16 protein-coding genes are annotated in these 17614 nt (G+C 40.4%); 2 read left to right on the top strand and 14 right to left on the bottom strand.

Annotation, left to right across the window (positions count from 1 at the left end):
• Positions 1 to 76: 76 nt before the first annotated feature.
• From BKO01S_RS25000 to BKO01S_RS09285, 3 genes are read right to left on the bottom strand one after another with little or no spacing between them, the layout of a single operon-like run.
• Positions 77 to 1669: a response regulator transcription factor gene (locus tag BKO01S_RS25000; protein ID WP_084362027.1), complete on the bottom strand. Its 1593-nt coding sequence runs from the start codon at positions 1667 to 1669 to the stop codon at positions 77 to 79.
• Positions 1647 to 3440 (bottom strand): cache domain-containing sensor histidine kinase, encoded by a 1794-nt coding sequence (locus tag BKO01S_RS09290; protein ID WP_066052239.1) that lies wholly within the window; start codon positions 3438 to 3440, stop codon positions 1647 to 1649. Before BKO01S_RS09290 ends, BKO01S_RS25000 begins: the two co-directional genes overlap by 23 nt.
• On the bottom strand, positions 3430 to 4473 hold the full coding sequence (locus BKO01S_RS09285) for an autoinducer 2 ABC transporter substrate-binding protein (RefSeq protein WP_066052236.1): 1044 nt from the start codon (positions 4471 to 4473) through the stop codon (positions 3430 to 3432). Before BKO01S_RS09285 ends, BKO01S_RS09290 begins: the two co-directional genes overlap by 11 nt.
• Positions 4474 to 5213: 740 nt before the next feature.
• On the opposite strand from BKO01S_RS09285, the gene BKO01S_RS09280 reads away from it, so the two are divergent.
• Positions 5214 to 5411, top strand: coding sequence for an aspartyl-phosphate phosphatase Spo0E family protein (locus BKO01S_RS09280; RefSeq protein ID WP_066052232.1), 198 nt, complete (start codon positions 5214 to 5216; stop codon positions 5409 to 5411).
• 108 nt (positions 5412 to 5519) lie between these two features.
• On the opposite strand, the gene BKO01S_RS09275 is transcribed toward BKO01S_RS09280, so the two are convergent.
• Entirely contained in the window at positions 5520 to 7589 is a 2070-nt protein-coding gene (locus BKO01S_RS09275; protein ID WP_066052229.1) for a bifunctional aldolase/short-chain dehydrogenase, read from the bottom strand.
• 235 nt (positions 7590 to 7824) lie between these two features.
• Here BKO01S_RS09275 and BKO01S_RS09270 point away from each other — a divergent pair, with 235 nt between their 5' ends.
• On the top strand, positions 7825 to 8169 hold the full coding sequence (locus tag BKO01S_RS09270) for a DUF192 domain-containing protein (RefSeq protein ID WP_066052226.1): 345 nt from the start codon (positions 7825 to 7827) through the stop codon (positions 8167 to 8169).
• 37 nt (positions 8170 to 8206) lie between these two features.
• Here BKO01S_RS09270 and BKO01S_RS09265 read toward each other — a convergent pair whose 3' ends face one another.
• The 10 genes from BKO01S_RS09265 to BKO01S_RS09220 all read right to left on the bottom strand — a co-directional run bounded on the left by BKO01S_RS09265 (position 8207) and on the right by BKO01S_RS09220 (position 17600).
• Positions 8207 to 9235, bottom strand: a complete 1029-nt coding sequence (locus BKO01S_RS09265; RefSeq protein WP_066052220.1) for a potassium channel family protein — start codon at positions 9233 to 9235, stop codon at positions 8207 to 8209.
• Positions 9236 to 9238: 3 nt separating this feature from the next.
• On the bottom strand, positions 9239 to 10480 hold the full coding sequence (locus BKO01S_RS09260) for a glutathionylspermidine synthase family protein (RefSeq protein ID WP_066052216.1): 1242 nt from the start codon (positions 10478 to 10480) through the stop codon (positions 9239 to 9241).
• Complete coding sequence (locus tag BKO01S_RS09255; protein WP_066052213.1) at positions 10477 to 10938, bottom strand: RNA helicase; 462 nt, start codon at positions 10936 to 10938, stop codon at positions 10477 to 10479. Before BKO01S_RS09255 ends, BKO01S_RS09260 begins: the two co-directional genes overlap by 4 nt.
• Positions 10939 to 10950: 12 nt before the next feature.
• On the bottom strand, positions 10951 to 11349 hold the full coding sequence (locus BKO01S_RS09250) for a DUF350 domain-containing protein (RefSeq protein WP_066052209.1): 399 nt from the start codon (positions 11347 to 11349) through the stop codon (positions 10951 to 10953).
• A 34-nt stretch (positions 11350 to 11383) separates the two neighbouring features.
• On the bottom strand, positions 11384 to 11752 hold the full coding sequence (locus tag BKO01S_RS09245) for an aminotransferase yhxA (RefSeq protein ID WP_066052205.1): 369 nt from the start codon (positions 11750 to 11752) through the stop codon (positions 11384 to 11386).
• Between the two features lie 93 nt (positions 11753 to 11845).
• Complete coding sequence (locus BKO01S_RS09240; RefSeq protein ID WP_066052202.1) at positions 11846 to 12547, bottom strand: FadR/GntR family transcriptional regulator; 702 nt, start codon at positions 12545 to 12547, stop codon at positions 11846 to 11848.
• Between the two features lie 119 nt (positions 12548 to 12666).
• Positions 12667 to 13794, bottom strand: a complete 1128-nt coding sequence (locus BKO01S_RS09235) for a glycerate kinase family protein (RefSeq protein WP_066052758.1) — start codon at positions 13792 to 13794, stop codon at positions 12667 to 12669.
• Between the two features lie 70 nt (positions 13795 to 13864).
• The gene (gene gudD, locus BKO01S_RS09230; protein ID WP_066052197.1) at positions 13865 to 15217 is read right to left on the bottom strand and encodes a glucarate dehydratase; all 1353 of its coding nucleotides are present in this window, start codon (positions 15215 to 15217) and stop codon (positions 13865 to 13867) included.
• A gap of 71 nt (positions 15218 to 15288) precedes the next feature.
• Positions 15289 to 16173: a 2-hydroxy-3-oxopropionate reductase gene (garR, locus tag BKO01S_RS09225; RefSeq protein WP_157077344.1), complete on the bottom strand. Its 885-nt coding sequence runs from the start codon at positions 16171 to 16173 to the stop codon at positions 15289 to 15291.
• Positions 16174 to 16274: 101 nt separating this feature from the next.
• Positions 16275 to 17600, bottom strand: coding sequence for a gluconate:H+ symporter (locus BKO01S_RS09220; protein ID WP_066052194.1), 1326 nt, complete (start codon positions 17598 to 17600; stop codon positions 16275 to 16277).
• Between the last annotated feature and the right edge of the window lie 14 nt (positions 17601 to 17614).

Genomic DNA, 17614 nt, shown 5'->3' with positions numbered 1-17614 from the left:
AGGAGAGAATCTTCGGGTAGGGGGGATATTCTTCGGGACTTTTTGTAAAAATGAAAAAACCTCCCGTTAAGGAGGTTTAGTGTGACTCTGTTTTTACTTTGTCTTTAAATTTAGATGGGACTTCGCCATAGTACTTTTTAAATAACCTACTAAAATACTTTGTGTCTGCGTACCCAACTTGCTCTGCAATATCATAGATTTTAAGGTCCGTTGTTACGAGGAGCTCTTTCGCCTTTTCTATCCTTGTTTTGGTTACATAATCTAGAATGGTCTCTCCAGTTTGATTTTTAAAATACTCACAAAAATACGTAGGATTCATCGGGATCTCACGAGCGATCTTTTCGATGGTGAGATTTACACCTAAATGTGATTTGATCCACTTCTTCGCGATATGAACCGGATCAATCTCATTTTGCTGGATCCTATTTTTTCTTATTTGAAAGATTCTTTTCAGCCATCTAGACAGTTCATCTCGTAAACTTGAAAAGCTAGTTGCCTTCCTAGTGAATTGGATGGCTTCTTGAATAAGACTAACATCTCCTTTATTACTAGAATCCTTCAAGAGAACGTTAACAAGTTGAACCGACAGGGATTGAATATACTTCTCTATATCCTGAGGAGAGGAAAGACTTTTTAACTCATGTAAGTACTGCTGTAATAAATCAAATGCCTCTTCTTCCCTTTCTCCTTCCAAAGAATGAACCATTTTACTGATGACTAAATCTAAGCCCTTTATTTCTTTGCCTTTTACAGCTGTTAATTGCTGAAGTAGAGAAAACATAAAGACTTTATTTCCACCATATAATAACCGAAGTTGCATTAGCGTTTGTAAGTGGTTCTTCATGGAAGAGATTAGTGATACATCCTGAAATTCATCACTTACCGCCAATGTATACGTAGAAGATCCGGACTGTTTTAACTGGATTTGTATTTCTCTTGCGACATCCTGCTTCCCTGTATCAGCCTCCGTAAGAATCCAATACGTTGACTCTTCCCCTTTCCAAAACCAATAGCTACACTTCTTTTTAAATACCCGGTGAATCGTATTCTCGACCGAGTTTTTCCATTCCTCAAAGGATCCAGTTTCAATCGATTGATCCAAGGCTAGATAGTAGAGATTGTAAGCACCATACGTAAACTTCTTCGTCCACTCGAGCTCCGATAAATCGATTTCCCTTTCTTTTGTCAGATCGCTTAGTTGCTGACTTTGCTTTAGAAAGAGTAGTTCCGCATCGATTTCTTCGTTTTTCTCTTCATCCATCCATTTTTGTTTAATTTTTGCTTTTACCTTTCCTAACTGCTCTTTGAAATCTTCCCTAACAATCGGTTTAACCAAATAGTCAATCGCTCCTGCACGGATGGCTGTTTGTAAGTATTTAAAATCATTGAACCCACTGATGACAACCGCTTCAAAGGTAGCCCGTTTTCTTAATGTCTCAATTAAATCCAGTCCATCCATTCCTGGCATTTTAATATCTGTAATTAATAAATCAAAGGCAAACGCCTCTTTTTCATAGGCATTCAGTAACTCTAGTGCACTTGAGAAACTTCCAACCACGTGAAAATCATCTTCATTACTTTGAACTAATCGTTCAATTCCCCTACGAATTCTATTTTCATCATCCACGACAAGTGTTAGTATCTGTCTAATTTGCCCTCTCCCCCTCATTAAGCAAATCCATCGGAATCAAAGGAATCCGGATAGTTACCTCAGTCCCAATCCCTCCCTTACTTTCTATATGAAGCCCATATTGTTCTCCAAACATCATCGTGATCCGACCATGAACATTGATCAGTCCAAACTTCGAATCTCTTCGACCCATTGGATCCATTTGTAAATATTTATTTAATTCAGCCATGACAGCTTCATTGATTCCGGGACCATTATCTTTTACGGTAAAATGAACCTCTTGGTCTTTTATTTCTATTAAGATTTCCACTTTAAAATGATGACAATGATCGAGTCCATGCTTCATACAATTTTCAACGATTGGCTGAAGAATGAATTTCGGAGTGACAAACCTCTTTGTTTCCATATGATCTTGAATAGAAAACTCAATTCGATCCTCAAAACGAATTTTCTGTATCGTTAAGTAATCTTTCATATGTTGTACTTCTTGATCAATGTTAACCATTTTCTCTTTATTGCTAATGGAAAAACGAAGCATGCGACCAAGAATCGATACCATGTCGACAACCGTGTCATTTTCCCCTTCCTCTACCGCCATTCCAATTGTTTCTAATGTGTTGTACATAAAATGTGGATTGATTTGTGATTGTAGCGCATATAGCTCTGCTTCTTTCTGCTGAAGCTTGATTTGGTAGTTCAACCGTATCAGGTCTTTAATTTTTGCCACCATGGAATGAAAGCTTTTTGCTAACATCCCTACTTCATCGGAACTTTTACTCGTTACGTCCACCTCGAAATTCCCTTTTTCTACTTCCTTCATTTGATGGGTTAATAGGTGTATAGGACGTGAGACTGTCCATGCTAAAAAAATGGAGATAAGGGTTCCAAGAAGAATAATGACTATGAATACAATAATGGTCGCATTTCGAACAAGGTCCGTTCTCTCGGTTAAATTTTTCAATTTCACACTATGTAGTAACACCCAATCATCTGGCCCAGCTCGACTTATGCTGATCAGTCGATTTTCCTCTTCTCCTGTCGTCCGAAAGCTCCCATTTATCTTAGGATATTTTTGAAACTGTTCATCCATTAAACCAATCTTTTCCGAATCGGTATGATAGATCATTTGACCTTCGTCACTTAAAAGAGACAAATCAGCATTATTTACCGTCTCTAGATTTTCAACCACCTTGCTCATAAAGCTAAGGTCAACTGCAATAAACATCGTTCCGAGGTTCATCCGATTCTCTGTATCTGTTATTTGCCTCATTAATAGAATATACGGGGGATTTCCTTTGAACGATAAGGGCACTTGACTAGGTAACAGAAATGATTGCTTCCCTTTTAACTCCAGATCCTGTCCGAACGGAAGCATATCCTCTGCAAAGCCCGAATAAGGAATTTTTGAACTTACAAACAGCCGATTTTTTGATAAAATAAACGCACCTAACACATCAGCCTCCCCATTAATATAGGTGCGAGTTAAATAACTATTTACGATAAAGCGATCTTGCAGCAAGGAAGATTTATTTTGATAGGTGTCTTTTCTTAGCACTTCGATGACTTGATTGGAGTTGTAAAGAAGTTCTGGGAGTTGCTTTACGTCAGCTAAATAGTAATCAATGCTCTCATTTGCTTGATCAAGTACCTTTGGGATATACTCACCCACCTGCTCCTCAATGGATTTCGTATATTGAGAATAGGCAACATACCCAATGAGACTCACGGGAAGAACCGTTAGCAGCATGTACGTAAAAATGAGTTTGGTCATTAAGCGATAGTTCTTAAAGCTTTTCCACTTAAAAGTCATATTGATCCACATTTTCCTTTGTAAAATCGATCGGTTCTCCCATAATCACCGTGTCTTCTATGACGTGAATTCTCCCTACCTGAGGTACATCCTGTTGATTAGAGGGGTAGACGCCATCGACTAGATTTGTAGCGAGGGCAACTGTTAAATACCCTAATTTTTTCGGACTCCAGAGAGTCACCACTTGTGCGGCACCAATCTTTAAGTATTCGTTCATTGGGTTCGGTGACGACAAGCCTACAACGGCCACTTCTCCCATCTTTCCTTCTTCCTTCACTGCCTGAGCGGCTGCAGGTGGGCCAACGGAAGAATTCCCGATAATTCCCTTAAGATTTGGATACTTTGCTAGCAGATCTTTTGCAAGCATATACGCTTTATGTGGATCATCATCAGAGGCAACAACTTCAACAAGCTTCATATTAGGGTAATAATCTCTTTGCTGAACCTTAATCCAGTTGAGCCATACATTTAAGTTGGCAGCCGATTTTGAACCAGTAATAATTGCAAATTCCCCTTTTTCATCCACATTCCATGCGAGTGTGTCCATAAGATGTCTACCCAATGTTTCCGGGTTCACCATATTGATAAAGAACTCCCTAGAGTCAGAATGTGTGTCAGAGTCCCATGTGATCACCTTAATATCCTTTCTTTGGGCCCTTTTTAATACCGGAACCAGTTTGTCTGGATCATTAGCAGAAACGGCGATCACATCCACTTTTTGATTGATAAGCTCTTCAATGACTTTAATTTGTTGGGTAGAATCAGCAACGGTTGGACCTTTATAAATGACCTTCACACCAAGTTCTTCCCCTGCCTCTAACGCCCCTTCTTCCACCGCATTAAAATAAGGAATATTTACGAGCTTTGGTACAATAGCAATCGTATACTGACGTTCCTCTATTTTCTCTGTCTCTCCTTTTACATCCCCTTTAGAATAAACCACCTCGAATTCACCTTTGTTGTTGGTGGTAGTGCAACCGCTTACAAAGACAAGAATAAACAAACCAACAAGTGTCATCGTCCTTCTTGCCATTCTCTCTTCCCCCTTAGAGATTTATATATTCATAATTTTCTATCTAATTGTTTTCATTTTAGCATAGGCAAACCTTGTTTACACTACTAAGAAACAGGCATTCATTATTTTGAGCACCTGTTTCTTTGCTAACCGAATTGACTCCTTATTCGGACTTAGAATTCACTTGTTCTGGTTTTGCTGTCCGAATCAGTCCTCCATTCGGACTCAGAAGATCACTTGCTCTCACTTTGCTGTCCGAATCAGTCCTTCATTCGGACTCAGAAGATCACTTGCTCCCGCTTTGCTGTCCGAATCAGCCCCTCATTCGGACTCAGAAGATCACTTGCTCTCGCTTTGCTGTCCGAATCCACCCTTCATTCGGACTCAGAATTCACATGCTCTCGCTTTGCTGTCCGAATCCACCCCTCATTCGAACTCAGAAGATCACTTGCTCTCGCTGTGCTGTCCGAACCCACCCCTAATTCGGACTAATCTCTCATACTCCACGCCAATTATTACTAGATTCCATGTCTATTTTATAATCCGACTCTTGCTTTTATGTCGTTTTAATAGGTAATAGTAATAATTAAAAATGTCTATTTATGCCTGATTTTATTTGTATTCGCTTACATTTTCGACTCCAGCATAGAACTTTGTCTTTGTTTGGGAACGTTTGTCGATTCTATTTCAATATGATTAAAACCTAGTATAATTATATTAAATAATTATTAAATATCTTAGTTAGGGGTTTACTAACCATGGACAATCTAAACCTTGAATTATCACTATTAAATCAAATAGATAAAAAGAAGAAGAAAATGGTTGAAGTTGCTTCTGACACAGGTATGAATAGTTACCAGACCCTTAAATGTAGTCAGGAGCTAGACGTATTAATAAACCTGCATATGAAACACTTTTCTCCAAAAGGCAGAAATATGTTCAATAGTGCTTCTTGATAGTTACAAACTCCTCTAATCTTATTAGCCCCCAATATTCCACCTTTTTTAATAAACATTAATAAAAAAGATAGTAAGGATATTGAACCCTTACTATCTTTTTTTATATTATCTTGTAAATGCAGCTGGCACTCCACCATCTACAGTAATCATACATCCTGTTGTCTTATCTGATTTAGATGAAGAGAAGAATGCAATAGATTCCGCAATATCTTTCGGGTAAATATTGACTAGTAATGTCGTGCGCTTGCGGTAGTGTTCCTCAAGTTGATCTGGCTCAATGCCGTAAGCTGCCGCACGCTCTTCACGCCATCTTGATCCCCAAATAGCAGACCCTTGTAACACAGCGTCTGGAAGAACAGAATTCACACGAATGCCATACTCTCCACCTTCTGCAGCAATACAACGTGCTAAGTGTGTTTCAAGTGCCTTTACTGAGCTATACGCTGCTGCGTTTTTCCCAGCATACACAGAGTTTTTCGATCCTACAAATACCATGCTTCCACCGATAGCCTGCTCTTTCATTTGCTTAAAGGCCTCACGAGCAACTAGGAAATAACCCGTTCCAAGAACATTCATGTTTAAGTTCCATTCTTGTAGTGTTGTTTCATCAATTGGGCTAGATGTAGCAAGTCCCGCATTGTTGACAATGATGTCCACACCACCAAATGCTAATGCTGTTTGGTTGAAAGCAGCTTGAACAGCCTCTTCATTCGTTACATCCATTTTCACAGCAAGAGCACGGTTCGCACCATATTTCTCATTGATCTCGGCTGCTATCTTTTCTGCTCCTTCAAGGTTCAAATCAGCAACAACGACATGTGCCCCTTCAGAAACAAAGCGACGGCATGTTTCACTTCCGATTCCACCTGCTCCACCTGTTACAAATGCTACCTTTCTAGAAAACTCTGCTTCTGCTGGCGCTAGAGAGAGTTTGTATAATTCCAATGGCCAGTACTCCACATTATATGACTCGTTTTCACTTAATGAAACGAACTGTCCAAGTGTCGTTGAACCCTTCATAACAGCAATAGCACGGTAATATAGCGCTCCACTTACTCTAGAGTTAGCCACATCTTTGCCTGTATTCACCATACCTACCCCAGGAATTAAGATGACACGTGGAGCTGGTTCGAACATTTTGTCGCCTTCATGCTTGTTACGCTCGAAATACTCTTTGTATTCAGCCTTAAAGCTTTCTACGCCTTCTTTAATTGCTTGGATAAGTGCTTCTACATCCTGAGATTGTGGATTCCAATCTATATATAAAGGAACACGCTTCGTATGAACCAGGTGATCTGGGCAAGCTGCCCCAACTTGGGAAAGCTTCTTCGCATCACGACTATTCACAAACTGAAGTACATCCTCGCCTCTGTCATACGTTAAAAGCATCTTCTTTTCTTCGCTAACGGCCCCACGGATCACAGGCATTACTTTAGCTAGCAAGCTAGTAGCTTCTTCCTCGCTAAGAGATTCATATTGTTGTCCACCAAAAACAGTTTCTTCATTGGAGCGATCATTAATAAATTGCTCTGCTTCGCTAATGATTTGGATTGTCTTTGCATATGCCTCTTCAGATGTTTCACCCCAAGTAACAAGACCGTGCTTTTCCATTAATACAAGCTCTGCATTTGGATTGTTTCTCACACCTTCTGCAATCATTTTTGAAAGGGTGAATCCTGGGCGGATATAAGGTACCCAAACAAAACGATTCCCAAAAATCTCTTCTGCTAACTCTTTCCCATTGTCCGCACAGCAAAGGCTAATAATGGAATCTGGATGTGTATGATCCACGTGATTATATGGTAAAAATGCGTGCAATAATGTTTCAATTGATGCTCTTGGATGCTTACTGTCAATCATACAATGTGAAAGATAAGCAACCATATCCTCATCTGACATTTCGTCACGTTCAAATAATGGACGGATATCTTCAAGATTTAATCCCGTAAAATTATGCGCTTTCATTGTAGCTAAATCTGATCCGCTTCCCTTTACCCACATCACTTCGATATCGCGTCCACGGAAATCCTTTTCAACGGTCTTCATAGATGTATTGCCGCCACCCCAGTTACACACGGCACGATCTGACCCAATCAAATTTGAACGATAAACTAATTCTTCTACCCCTTTTTGTACCTGACTAGCTGCTTCAACATCCCAATTGTTCTTAACCATCCGATTACCTCCGTATTACTATTTGTTATTTTCTGATTTTATTATAATACATGTTTGTTTGTTTTTGAATATAAAAATAGTAAATTTGTTTATTTTTGTTTTTTGTGAGATTTTTCAATAATTAAAACTCTACCTATTTATTTATGGCAACTACTTTTCGACAACTTTCACTAGTCCAGGAAACTATAATAATACTAGCTACTAAATTAACGTCGGTTCTTAGGGGGTTATGTAGGTGTATGTAGTGAAAAAGAGTAGTATATATCGAACAATTCCTTATTCGATAAGGAAGGCACAGTCGTTTGGGGCTAGGTTAAAAGGCTTAATGTTTCGGAAGCAGCCATTGCATGAGGAAGGTTTGTGGATTGCACCTTGTAACTCCATTCATATGTGTTTTATGCATTTTCCGATTGACGTTGTTTTCCTAGACAAACATCATAGAGTGGTTCATCTCGTCGAAGACTTGAAACCATGGAAATTCGTGCCTCCGATCAAAGAAGCTCACTCGGTTCTCGAGCTCCCAACAAAAACGATCTCGAAGTTTCAGCTAGAAGTAGGACAATACGTGAATTGGACATAAATAAAGGGCTAACTCCCAACAAGGAGTTAGCCCTTCTTCATCCAATAATCTTACGGTAGGTATCATCATCACAAATAATAAACAGCTTTGCACCAGCTGGTATCGTTTCACCATGCCTTCTTGCCACATCAAGAGAGCTTCCATCTGATAAGAGCGTTGCTCCTTGATCAAACAGTTCCATCGCCGCGTCCTTATAGGTTTTCCACTCAGGCCTTGCGGGTATTTCATAAATATTATCGCCATCTGTGTTGCTTAACATTTGCTTGAACAATCGACTGGAGCCATGATTAATCGCTGCTTGTGCTATTAGTCGAGAGACGGAATCATTCGATAGAATAAATTCATCCACCTTTGCATGCTCGAATAATGTGATATGATTATCTTTTTTCACTTCCACAATCGTATAGATATTTCTATCATACTTCTTAGATATATGTTCGACTCGGGAGGCGGTTAAGAGGGTTTTTCCATCAGAGTACTCAGCATGATCATTTCGATCATCTGAAAAAATCGCCACCGATTTCGCCTCTAAAATATTGGCCTTCATTAAGACGTCTTCATCCGCTGGGTTTCCACTGACAAAATGAAGCCGATCATCTTCTAGCGGAAGCTTCTCCACATGATCAACCACAACAATGTCCCCTGCTCTTTCACTCGTATAAATCTCACCCATCACCTTCTCAAGCTTCTCCTTAGAAGGACTAATCAATATGTAGTGGCCTTTCCCTGTATAAGACAATTTCCCTTCCTCCTTCAGTTTCCGGTATTTGCTGAGGCTTTCGAAAATCTTTCCAATGATAATCCCCATCGCTCCAATTCCAAAGGTATAGATTAGGAGCATGGTAAAGATCCGTCCTGCATCTGTTACCGGAAAGAAATCACCATAGCCAACCGTGACAAGCGTGGTCATTGTCCACCAAAGAGCGTCAATAAATCGCGGAAAGGTCTCCGGCTCTAGTATTCTCATCGTAACGCTACTTACAATAATTAGGAGAATGGCCAGTATTCCAGCATGCGTTAAGCTTAACTGGGACATCTTCGAATAGATTCGATGTAAAATCCACAACGTCTAGTTTCCTCCTTTCACTCCAACTGGAAGGTAATACGAAAGATTATTCGTAATTTCTCCTCCGACACGGCAACCTAGTGCAGCGGACTTCCCGTTGAGTAGAAAACTGCCAATTAACAGCTTCCCTTTTTGGATGCCTTTTTCACTTTGGAAGCGAACCGTTTGAGACTCCACGTACTTCTGATAAACAGGTACATAATTCGTATAATTGCGTTCTGTATTGGCATGCGCTAACTGCCCACTGCTCTTAAAAATTTCAACCGTATCCCCTTCTCTTCCAAACGAAGGCTTTTTTACATAGGATTGACCCGTTTGTAAGAAGGGCTCTTCCTCCAAATAGGTGGGAAGGAAATATTCCTCAATCCATTGATGCTCTTCTATGGTAAAAAAGGAATGTTCCTCCTCATGTAGACCCCAAATGACGGCCTGCACGGCTTTATTTTGAAGTAAAAAGGCAGAAGGAGGATTAATTAACACCAGTTTTCCTTGTTCGACTAACTCTAATAGCCATACTCCAATTGGATTTCCATTTTCGTCTCGATCCGAAATGAAATTCTCTACTGGGAAGGTCTGTCGATAAAGTACATCAATTCGTTTTCCCTCTTCATCAAATAGCCCTATTCCCTTTTGTATTTGAAGTTGATGAAGCGGCGTGAATTTAGAAGGAAGTCCTGATAATTGTTGAAGATAGAGTACGGTTTCACGATCCTCTACATGATCATCATGGGCAGTAAAAACGATATTCGGCGTAATGAGCCCTTTCCCCTCTAGCCCCTCCATGATGCTATTTCTAACGGCTTGACGTAAACGTTCTTCCATCTTGTCATTGGGGTTTTCTACAGAAAACGCTCTGCATACCTCCCCATTGACTGCGAATAGCTCCTTAATAAAAGTCGGTGTGTCCGCGTTAATTTCAATACATTTGTATCCATCACTTGTTGGGATAAGATCAAGCCGAGAAATGACACTCTCAGCCTGATGTGTTTTTATTCGGAGAAAGGACAGCGTTTCATGGGGAAAGCCCATTTCAAGAAGGGTCTCATCAGGCACTTCACGCAGCAGTCGGCACACCTTAAAGAAGATATGACCCACTCGATTACTAACAAGTCGAATCTGATTGACCTCTGCTTCACTAAGCAGATGCATGTCAAAAAGGGCATACTCCTCCCCATATAAATCTGCCCAAAACCTCTTGATATCCCTGTAAAAATGGCTTCTCTTTTCCTGATAACTACTCGTCAATCCGAATCCTCTCCAACCTCTTTAACATACAACACATAGACCCCTCGATCTTCGTCAATTTCAGAAGAGGTCACTTGTTTATACCCTAATCCAGGTACATCGACAATGTCCTTTAACAAATAACGAATCACATCAAAATGGCTGTCACACGATAGCGAGGTAAGGAGCTTGTAGTTCTCTTCCTCTCGAAATCTACGAATCTCAATATGTAGACCTTTTCCGTGGTAGCCTTTCTCATCTACAACATGAGGATTTCTTCCCCTGTCTCTAATAATTAGCTGGTCCTCGTCCCCATCCATTTCCGTAGAGAAGAGCTCATACTGTCTTCCACGCATAATAAAGTACGTGCAAAGCTGCCTTGCGTACAGCTCATCCACACCAACGGACGCGGTAGTATACTCATATAAAGGGGTATACTCGTCATTCCCCTTATCAAGATAGTATGTTAATCGTTTCATAGTCGTCTCCTTTTAGTACGAAAGACATTTCGAAATAATCATTCCAATGGCTAAGGAGAGGGATAATAGCATGATTCCGACCGCACGATTATCCTCTTCAATCGCCTTTGCAATGCTAAAACGGATCGTGATGACCTCCGCTAAAATAAACACCACAATTTGAGCGATGATTCCGATTATGCCCCAAATCACCATATCGGCTAAAGAAACTGAATACTCAGCCGCCGCACCAAGAACAATCGCTAAACCAATCACCTTTCCTCCGAGTAACAGAGCCGCTGATACATTCTTTTCTGCAATCAGCTTGAATTCCCTTAGCTTCGGTGTACTAAACATAAATAAAATGATCCCTGCAATCATCAGAAGGACTGCCACTCCTAGGTAGGAGGCAAAATTTAAATATAAGTTCATGTAAGATTCTCCCTTTCTTTAGTTGGGCTTGGCATTACCCTCCTGAGCTCGTCGATCCCTTCCCAAATCCCGTGCTATTGTTCACTGTTCCATTTGATGTACTTCCTTTAAACGAAGTGCTGTTTTTGTATGAGATATAATCCTTGCTTGCGTAAAGTGCATTCTTGCCTTTGTAATACCGACCACCATAAAAATAATGCCCGTAATAGCCTGAATTACGATCATCACATTCCCAAACTCCATCTTCTTCATCCCAATCCCATTCTGAACAGCTGGAATCCTCTGGCGGATCTGGAATATCCTCCGTATACGTGTATTCCTCTGTATTCGAACCACAACCTGCCATTCCAAGGACAAGAGCCGTTGATGTTATACCTACCATCATTCGTCTTGTTTTTGACATATACTCACCCCTCCTTCCTCATGACTAGTATTACGTGATACTAATGAAAAAGATTCGATAATATGAAAAAAAGCCCCACGAATCATAGACAGGCTATTCTTCTTGACCGTGGTAGCTTAGTACTTTCTTTCGAACATATTCTAAATGTTGATACATTTTCTGGAATGCTTCCATTGGATCCCTATTTACCAGTGCTTGATAAATCGCTTTATGATGCTCGATGGTTAATTCCCTTTGTCGTACCTTAATTTCACTATCTATTTTTTTGTGAGTAATAATTAATGAGTCAATCATACCTTCCACAACAGGATTGTCTGCACTTAAAGCTATGATCCGGTGGAACTCTTCATCTGCCTGGCTATAATTATTATCTTTACTATTTTCAATCACTTCAATTGTTTCCTTTAACTTATCTAGATTTTCAGCGTCAATTTTTTCTGCTGCTAATGTTACTAGCCCTAATTCAAGTGCCATACGGGCTTCCACGATTGCTTTTAGATTATCGCTAGCCAATGCAAGCATCACCGAAAACGGATGACTGCTAATTTTACTGCTAAAAAAAGTCCCTTCCCGAGTCTTCCTATTTATGATCCCCAGCGTTTCTAATGAACTTAACGCCTCTCTGAGTACAGGTCTACTCACACCAAGCTCTTCCATTAACTTCATCTCAGTTGGCAATTTATCACCAGGCTTTAATTGACCGCTACTTAAGAGCTCAACAATTCTTTCCAGTACCTGCTTTGATAAGGTATTTCTATTAACTGATTCAACAATGATTGCTTTAGGATTTTCCATCCTCTCGGCTCCTTGGTTACAAAAAGTTTTCTAAGCCTATTATACCTTATTATGAAGCTAATACGTGAAGGGTCGCACAATAAAAAAGGGTAGCTTCCTAAGACCAGCTACCCACAGAATTATTCATTTAGCTTTAACACCCTACATACATTTTCCACTTCTCTACAAAGATTTCTCTCACCGTGGGATAATGCCTCATCTAGGGAAGTAACTCCATTTACGATCCCGAAGATGGAGGTGAAGCCTTTTTCATATAATACTTCAATACCTTCTCCCACTCTTCCAGCAAATCCAATGACTGGAACATGGTACTGGTTTGCTACCGAAGCCACACCAAAGGGTGTTTTTCCGTACAAGGTTTGGTGATCAATGCTTCCCTCTCCAGTAAAAACAAAGTCAGCATCCTTTACCTTATCTTCGAGTCTAGTAAATTCGATCACTAAATCAATTCCTTTTAAAAGTCTGGCATTTAAAAAAGCAATTAATCCTGTGCCCAATCCACCAGCCGCACCTGCTCCAGCCATGTTTGATATATCCTTGCCAAGCTCCTTATGAATCAGCCTAGCGTAATGTGCCAAGTTTTCATCTAGTTGCTGTACCATTTCCGGAGTTGCACCTTTTTGGGGCCCAAAAACAGCAGATGCACCATTTTCACCAGTTAGAGGGTTGCTAACGTCACATGCCACATCGATTTGAACATCCTTTATTCTAGGATCCAACCCACCTACGTCAATGGAGTTCAACCTGCTTAAGGCACCACCTCCAAATGGTAGCTCAGCACCTGTTATATCTTTAAAGGAAACTCCAAGCGCCTGTAGCATTCCCACCCCACCATCATTTGTGGCACTTCCGCCAATTCCGATTAAAATGCGCTTTACACCTTGGTCCAGTGCATGTTTAATCAGTTGCCCGGTACCATACGTCGTTGTCAATAGTGGGTTTCGATCTTCATTTTTTATAATTTGCAAGCCACTAGCACTTGCCATTTCAATAATGGCTGTTTCTTCAACGATTCCATATTCTGCGGTAACCAGATCCCCTATTGGACCTGTTACCTCTGTTTTTACAAGGTGACCATTCGTCATATTTACTAATGAGTCAACGGTTCCTTCTCCTCCGTCCGCCATTGGAACAATGGTACACTCGGCGTCAGGAAACACCTTTTTTATTCCTCTTTCCATCGCTAATGCGGCTTGTTTTGCTGTCATACTTTCCTTAAAGGAATCTGGAGCTAAAACAAATTTCATACCCATCCTGTCCTTTTCTTCATTTTCTATTTTTAAGTAGGCAGGGTGACTCTTTGTCACCCTGTGTAATTTATCGCACTAGACAAGGACGCTTGTTATCGAACTTCCATCCTGGAATTAAATACTGCATTCCAACTCCATCATCACGTGAACCTAACCCCATATTGTTATACACTTCATTTGCCTTCATGATTTGATCCATATCTACTTCAACACCCAAGCCTGGCTTATCAGGTACAGTAATATCACCGTCTACAATTTTGAATGGTTCTTTTGTTAGACGTTCAATTCCTTCTTGCCAAATCCAATGCGTATCGATAGCTGTAATTTCACCTGGTGCTGCAGCAGCTACGTGAGTAAACATAGCTAATGAAATATCAAAATGGTTATTGGAGTGCGAGCCCCATGTTAATCCCCATTCATTACACATTTGTGCTACTCTTACAGAACCTGCCATTGTCCAAAAATGAGGGTCTGCTAGAGGGATATCTACTGATTGCAAGGAAATAGTATGCCCCATTTGACGCCAATCCGTTGAAATCATGTTTGTTGCCGTTGGGAGACCCGTCTGTCTTCTGAACTCTGCCATCACTTCACGGCCAGAAAAGCCATTTTCCGCTCCACATGGATCTTCCGCATATGTCAAAACATCTTTTAAGCTGTTACCAATTTCAATTGCTTCCGCCAATGCCCATGCTCCGTTAGGATCTAGAGTGATTCTTGCATCTGGAAAACGCTCTTTTAATGCACGAACAGCTTTCGCTTCTTCTTTTCCTTCAAGAACTCCACCTTTTAATTTAAAATCCTTAAACCCGTAAAGCTTTTGAGAAGCCTCTGCTAAACGAACAACTGCCTCAGGTGTTAAAGCTTCCTCATGACGAATACGATACCAATCTTCGCTTGCAGAAGGATTGCTATAATACGGAAGATCTGTTTTATTACGATCTCCAATAAAGAATAAATAACCAAGGGTTTTGACTTTGTCTCTTTGCTGTCCTTCACCCAGTAAAGCAGCGACTGGAACATTTAAGTGCTTTCCTAAAAGATCTAATAATGCAGCTTCGATAGCCGTTACCGCATGAATAGTTATACGCAGGTCAAATGTTTGCAATCCGCGACCAGCAGAGTCACGACCAGCAAATGTTTCACGTACTTTATTTAAAATATTATTATAGTTTCCAATTGATGCTCCAACTACTAAAGGTTTTGCATCCTCTAGTGTTTTTTTAATTCCTTCTCCACCAGGAACTTCCCCTACACCAACATTGCCGTTGCTATCTTTTAAAATAACGATATTACGAGTAAAATAAGCTCCGTGAGCTCCACTTAAATTAAGAAGCATGCTATCATGACCAGCAACCGGGTATACGTCCATTTCCGTAACAACAGGAGTTACATTGACTTTATTCAGCACAGTATTCATCTCTACTTTCTCCTATCAGTAAGTTTAGTTTTTGGTTAGGAGGAAGCAGCCGTGCTCCCTCCCATAGGTTGTTATCGCTTTACTTCAGCGTTTGCTAATTTTTCATAGTACTTTAACAAGCTACTGTGATCGTCAAATTCGTGACCATCTGCTTTCAAGGCATACATCATTTCCAAAACAGCTGCTGTTAATGGAGCTGGTGAGCCGTACTCATGGCTAGTTTCGATTGCATTTGTTAAGTCTTTAATGTGTAGGTTGATACGGAAACCTGGGTTGAAGTTGCGATCTAACATCATAGGTGCTTTCGCATCTAACACCGTGCTTCCTGCTAAACCACCGCGGATTGCTTGGTATACAGCTTCTGGATTTACACCAGCTTTTTGTGCTAAAACAAATGCTTCAGACACAGCTGCGATATTTAGGGCAACAATTACTTGGTTTGCAAGCTTTGTTACATTACCAGCACCCACTTCACCCACGTGCACAACAGAACCAGCCATTGCTTCTAATACATTTTTTACTTCTTCAAATACTTCTTTCTTCCCTCCAACCATGACGGAGATCGTGCCATCAATCGCTTTTGGCTCTCCACCGCTGACAGGTGCATCTAACATTTCAACGCCTTTTTCAACTAAGACACGGTTAATTTCTTGTGAAGCTGCAGGGGCGATTGAGCTCATGTCAATAAAGATTAAGCCTTCGCGAGCTCCTTCAATCAATCCGTTTTCTCCTAATGCTACTGCTTTTACATTTGGTGAGTTTGGAAGCATAGTAATTACGATATCTGCTTTTTCAGCAATCGCCTTTGGAGTGGTTTCTACTTCAGCACCTAATTGTTCAAGTTCTTTTACAGCCTCTTTATTAAAATCACTAACGATCAATTGATATCCAGCTTTAATTAAGTTTTTGCTCATCGGCTTACCCATAATTCCTAATCCAATAAATCCAACTTTCATTTTCAATTCCCCCAAATCAATATTTTTATATAGTAAACGGGCAGAACCTTCATCTATCAATCTGCAGTATAAGAGGTGTTGCCCGTTTAAAAACATAAGTTTTATCCAATAAATGTGTTTAAGACTAATACTCCGATCAACCCAAGGATACCTAACGCGGTAGTATAGGTTGTTCTTACTTTAATTGCTTCCGCGACTGATAAGTTAAGGAATTCCTTAAACATCCAGAAACCTGGGTCTGTTACGTGTGAGAAAGCAACACTTCCGCATGAAACGGCAAGGACCATTAATTCCATTGGGATTCCTGAGGCTTGAGCGATTGGCAGTACCACTCCAGCAGCTGTCATAACAGCAACCGTAGCGGAACCAAGAGCAATACGTAAGAGAGCAGCAATGAGCCAAGCAAGAATGATTGGAGACATATTTAAGCCATCTGTTATCAATTTGATATAATCGGCAATCCCACCATCAACTAGTACTTGTTTAAATGCTCCACCTGCACCAATAACCAAAAGGATCATTGCCATTGGCTTAACAGCATTGGAACAAGACTTCATTACATCTTTTAAAGGACGACCAATTCTTGGTCCTAATAGCCACATAGAGATTAAAAGACCAATTAGTAATGCCGTTTCTGGTGCACCAATGAAGCCCATAACGTGTCTGAAACCATTATCTTCAGGTAAGAATAATGTGTTAATAGCATCAGTGGCAATAAGTACTACTGGAATAAGAGCAACGAAAAGACTTACTCCAAAAGATGGCATTTCTTCATCTGAAAACTGTTTGGTCGAAACAAGTCCCTCTGGAATTGTAGGATTAATATTTTTGAAAAACGGAATTCTAGGCCACATAAGCGCAATGAAGCTCCCTACAGGTATAGCAATAAATAAACCGTACAAAAGAGTTAATCCCATATCGGCTCCGAACACGCCAACAACAGCTGCCGGTCCCGGATGTGGCGGTAGAAAACTATGAGTAGTAGATAACCCGACTGCCATTGGCAAAGCAATCCATAAAAGGTTTAACTTAGTTTGACGTACAATAACGAATACTAGTGGAATTAATAATACAAAAGCTACTTCAAAGAACATGGTAATACCAAGTACGAATGCGGTAGTCAAGATTGCAAGCTGAACACGATTAATTCCCATTTTGTTTACCAAGCTAGTAGCAATTCGTTGTGCGGCACCCGCATCAGCAAGAACTGTACCAAGCATAGCCCCGATACCAACAATAAGGGCAGTACCCCCAAGCTGGCCTCCAAGACCGTCACCAATCGTTTCCCAAATCTGCTCCGCTGGCATACCTACGAGGAAACCAACAAAGATTGAAGCTAAAATTAGTGATATAAACCCGTTCATTTTTAGCGGAATCATTAAAACTAGTAAAAGTACAACTGCTAATGCAACATATAATAATGGCATCGTAATCTTCCTTC

Origin of the sequence: Robertmurraya korlensis NBRC 107688 (assembly GCF_001591645.1) — a bacterium.
Lineage (GTDB): Bacteria > Bacillota > Bacilli > Bacillales > Cytobacillaceae > Robertmurraya_A.
The sequence above is the reverse complement of the archived record's forward strand: the minus strand, read 5'-3'. Positions and strand labels throughout refer to the sequence as shown.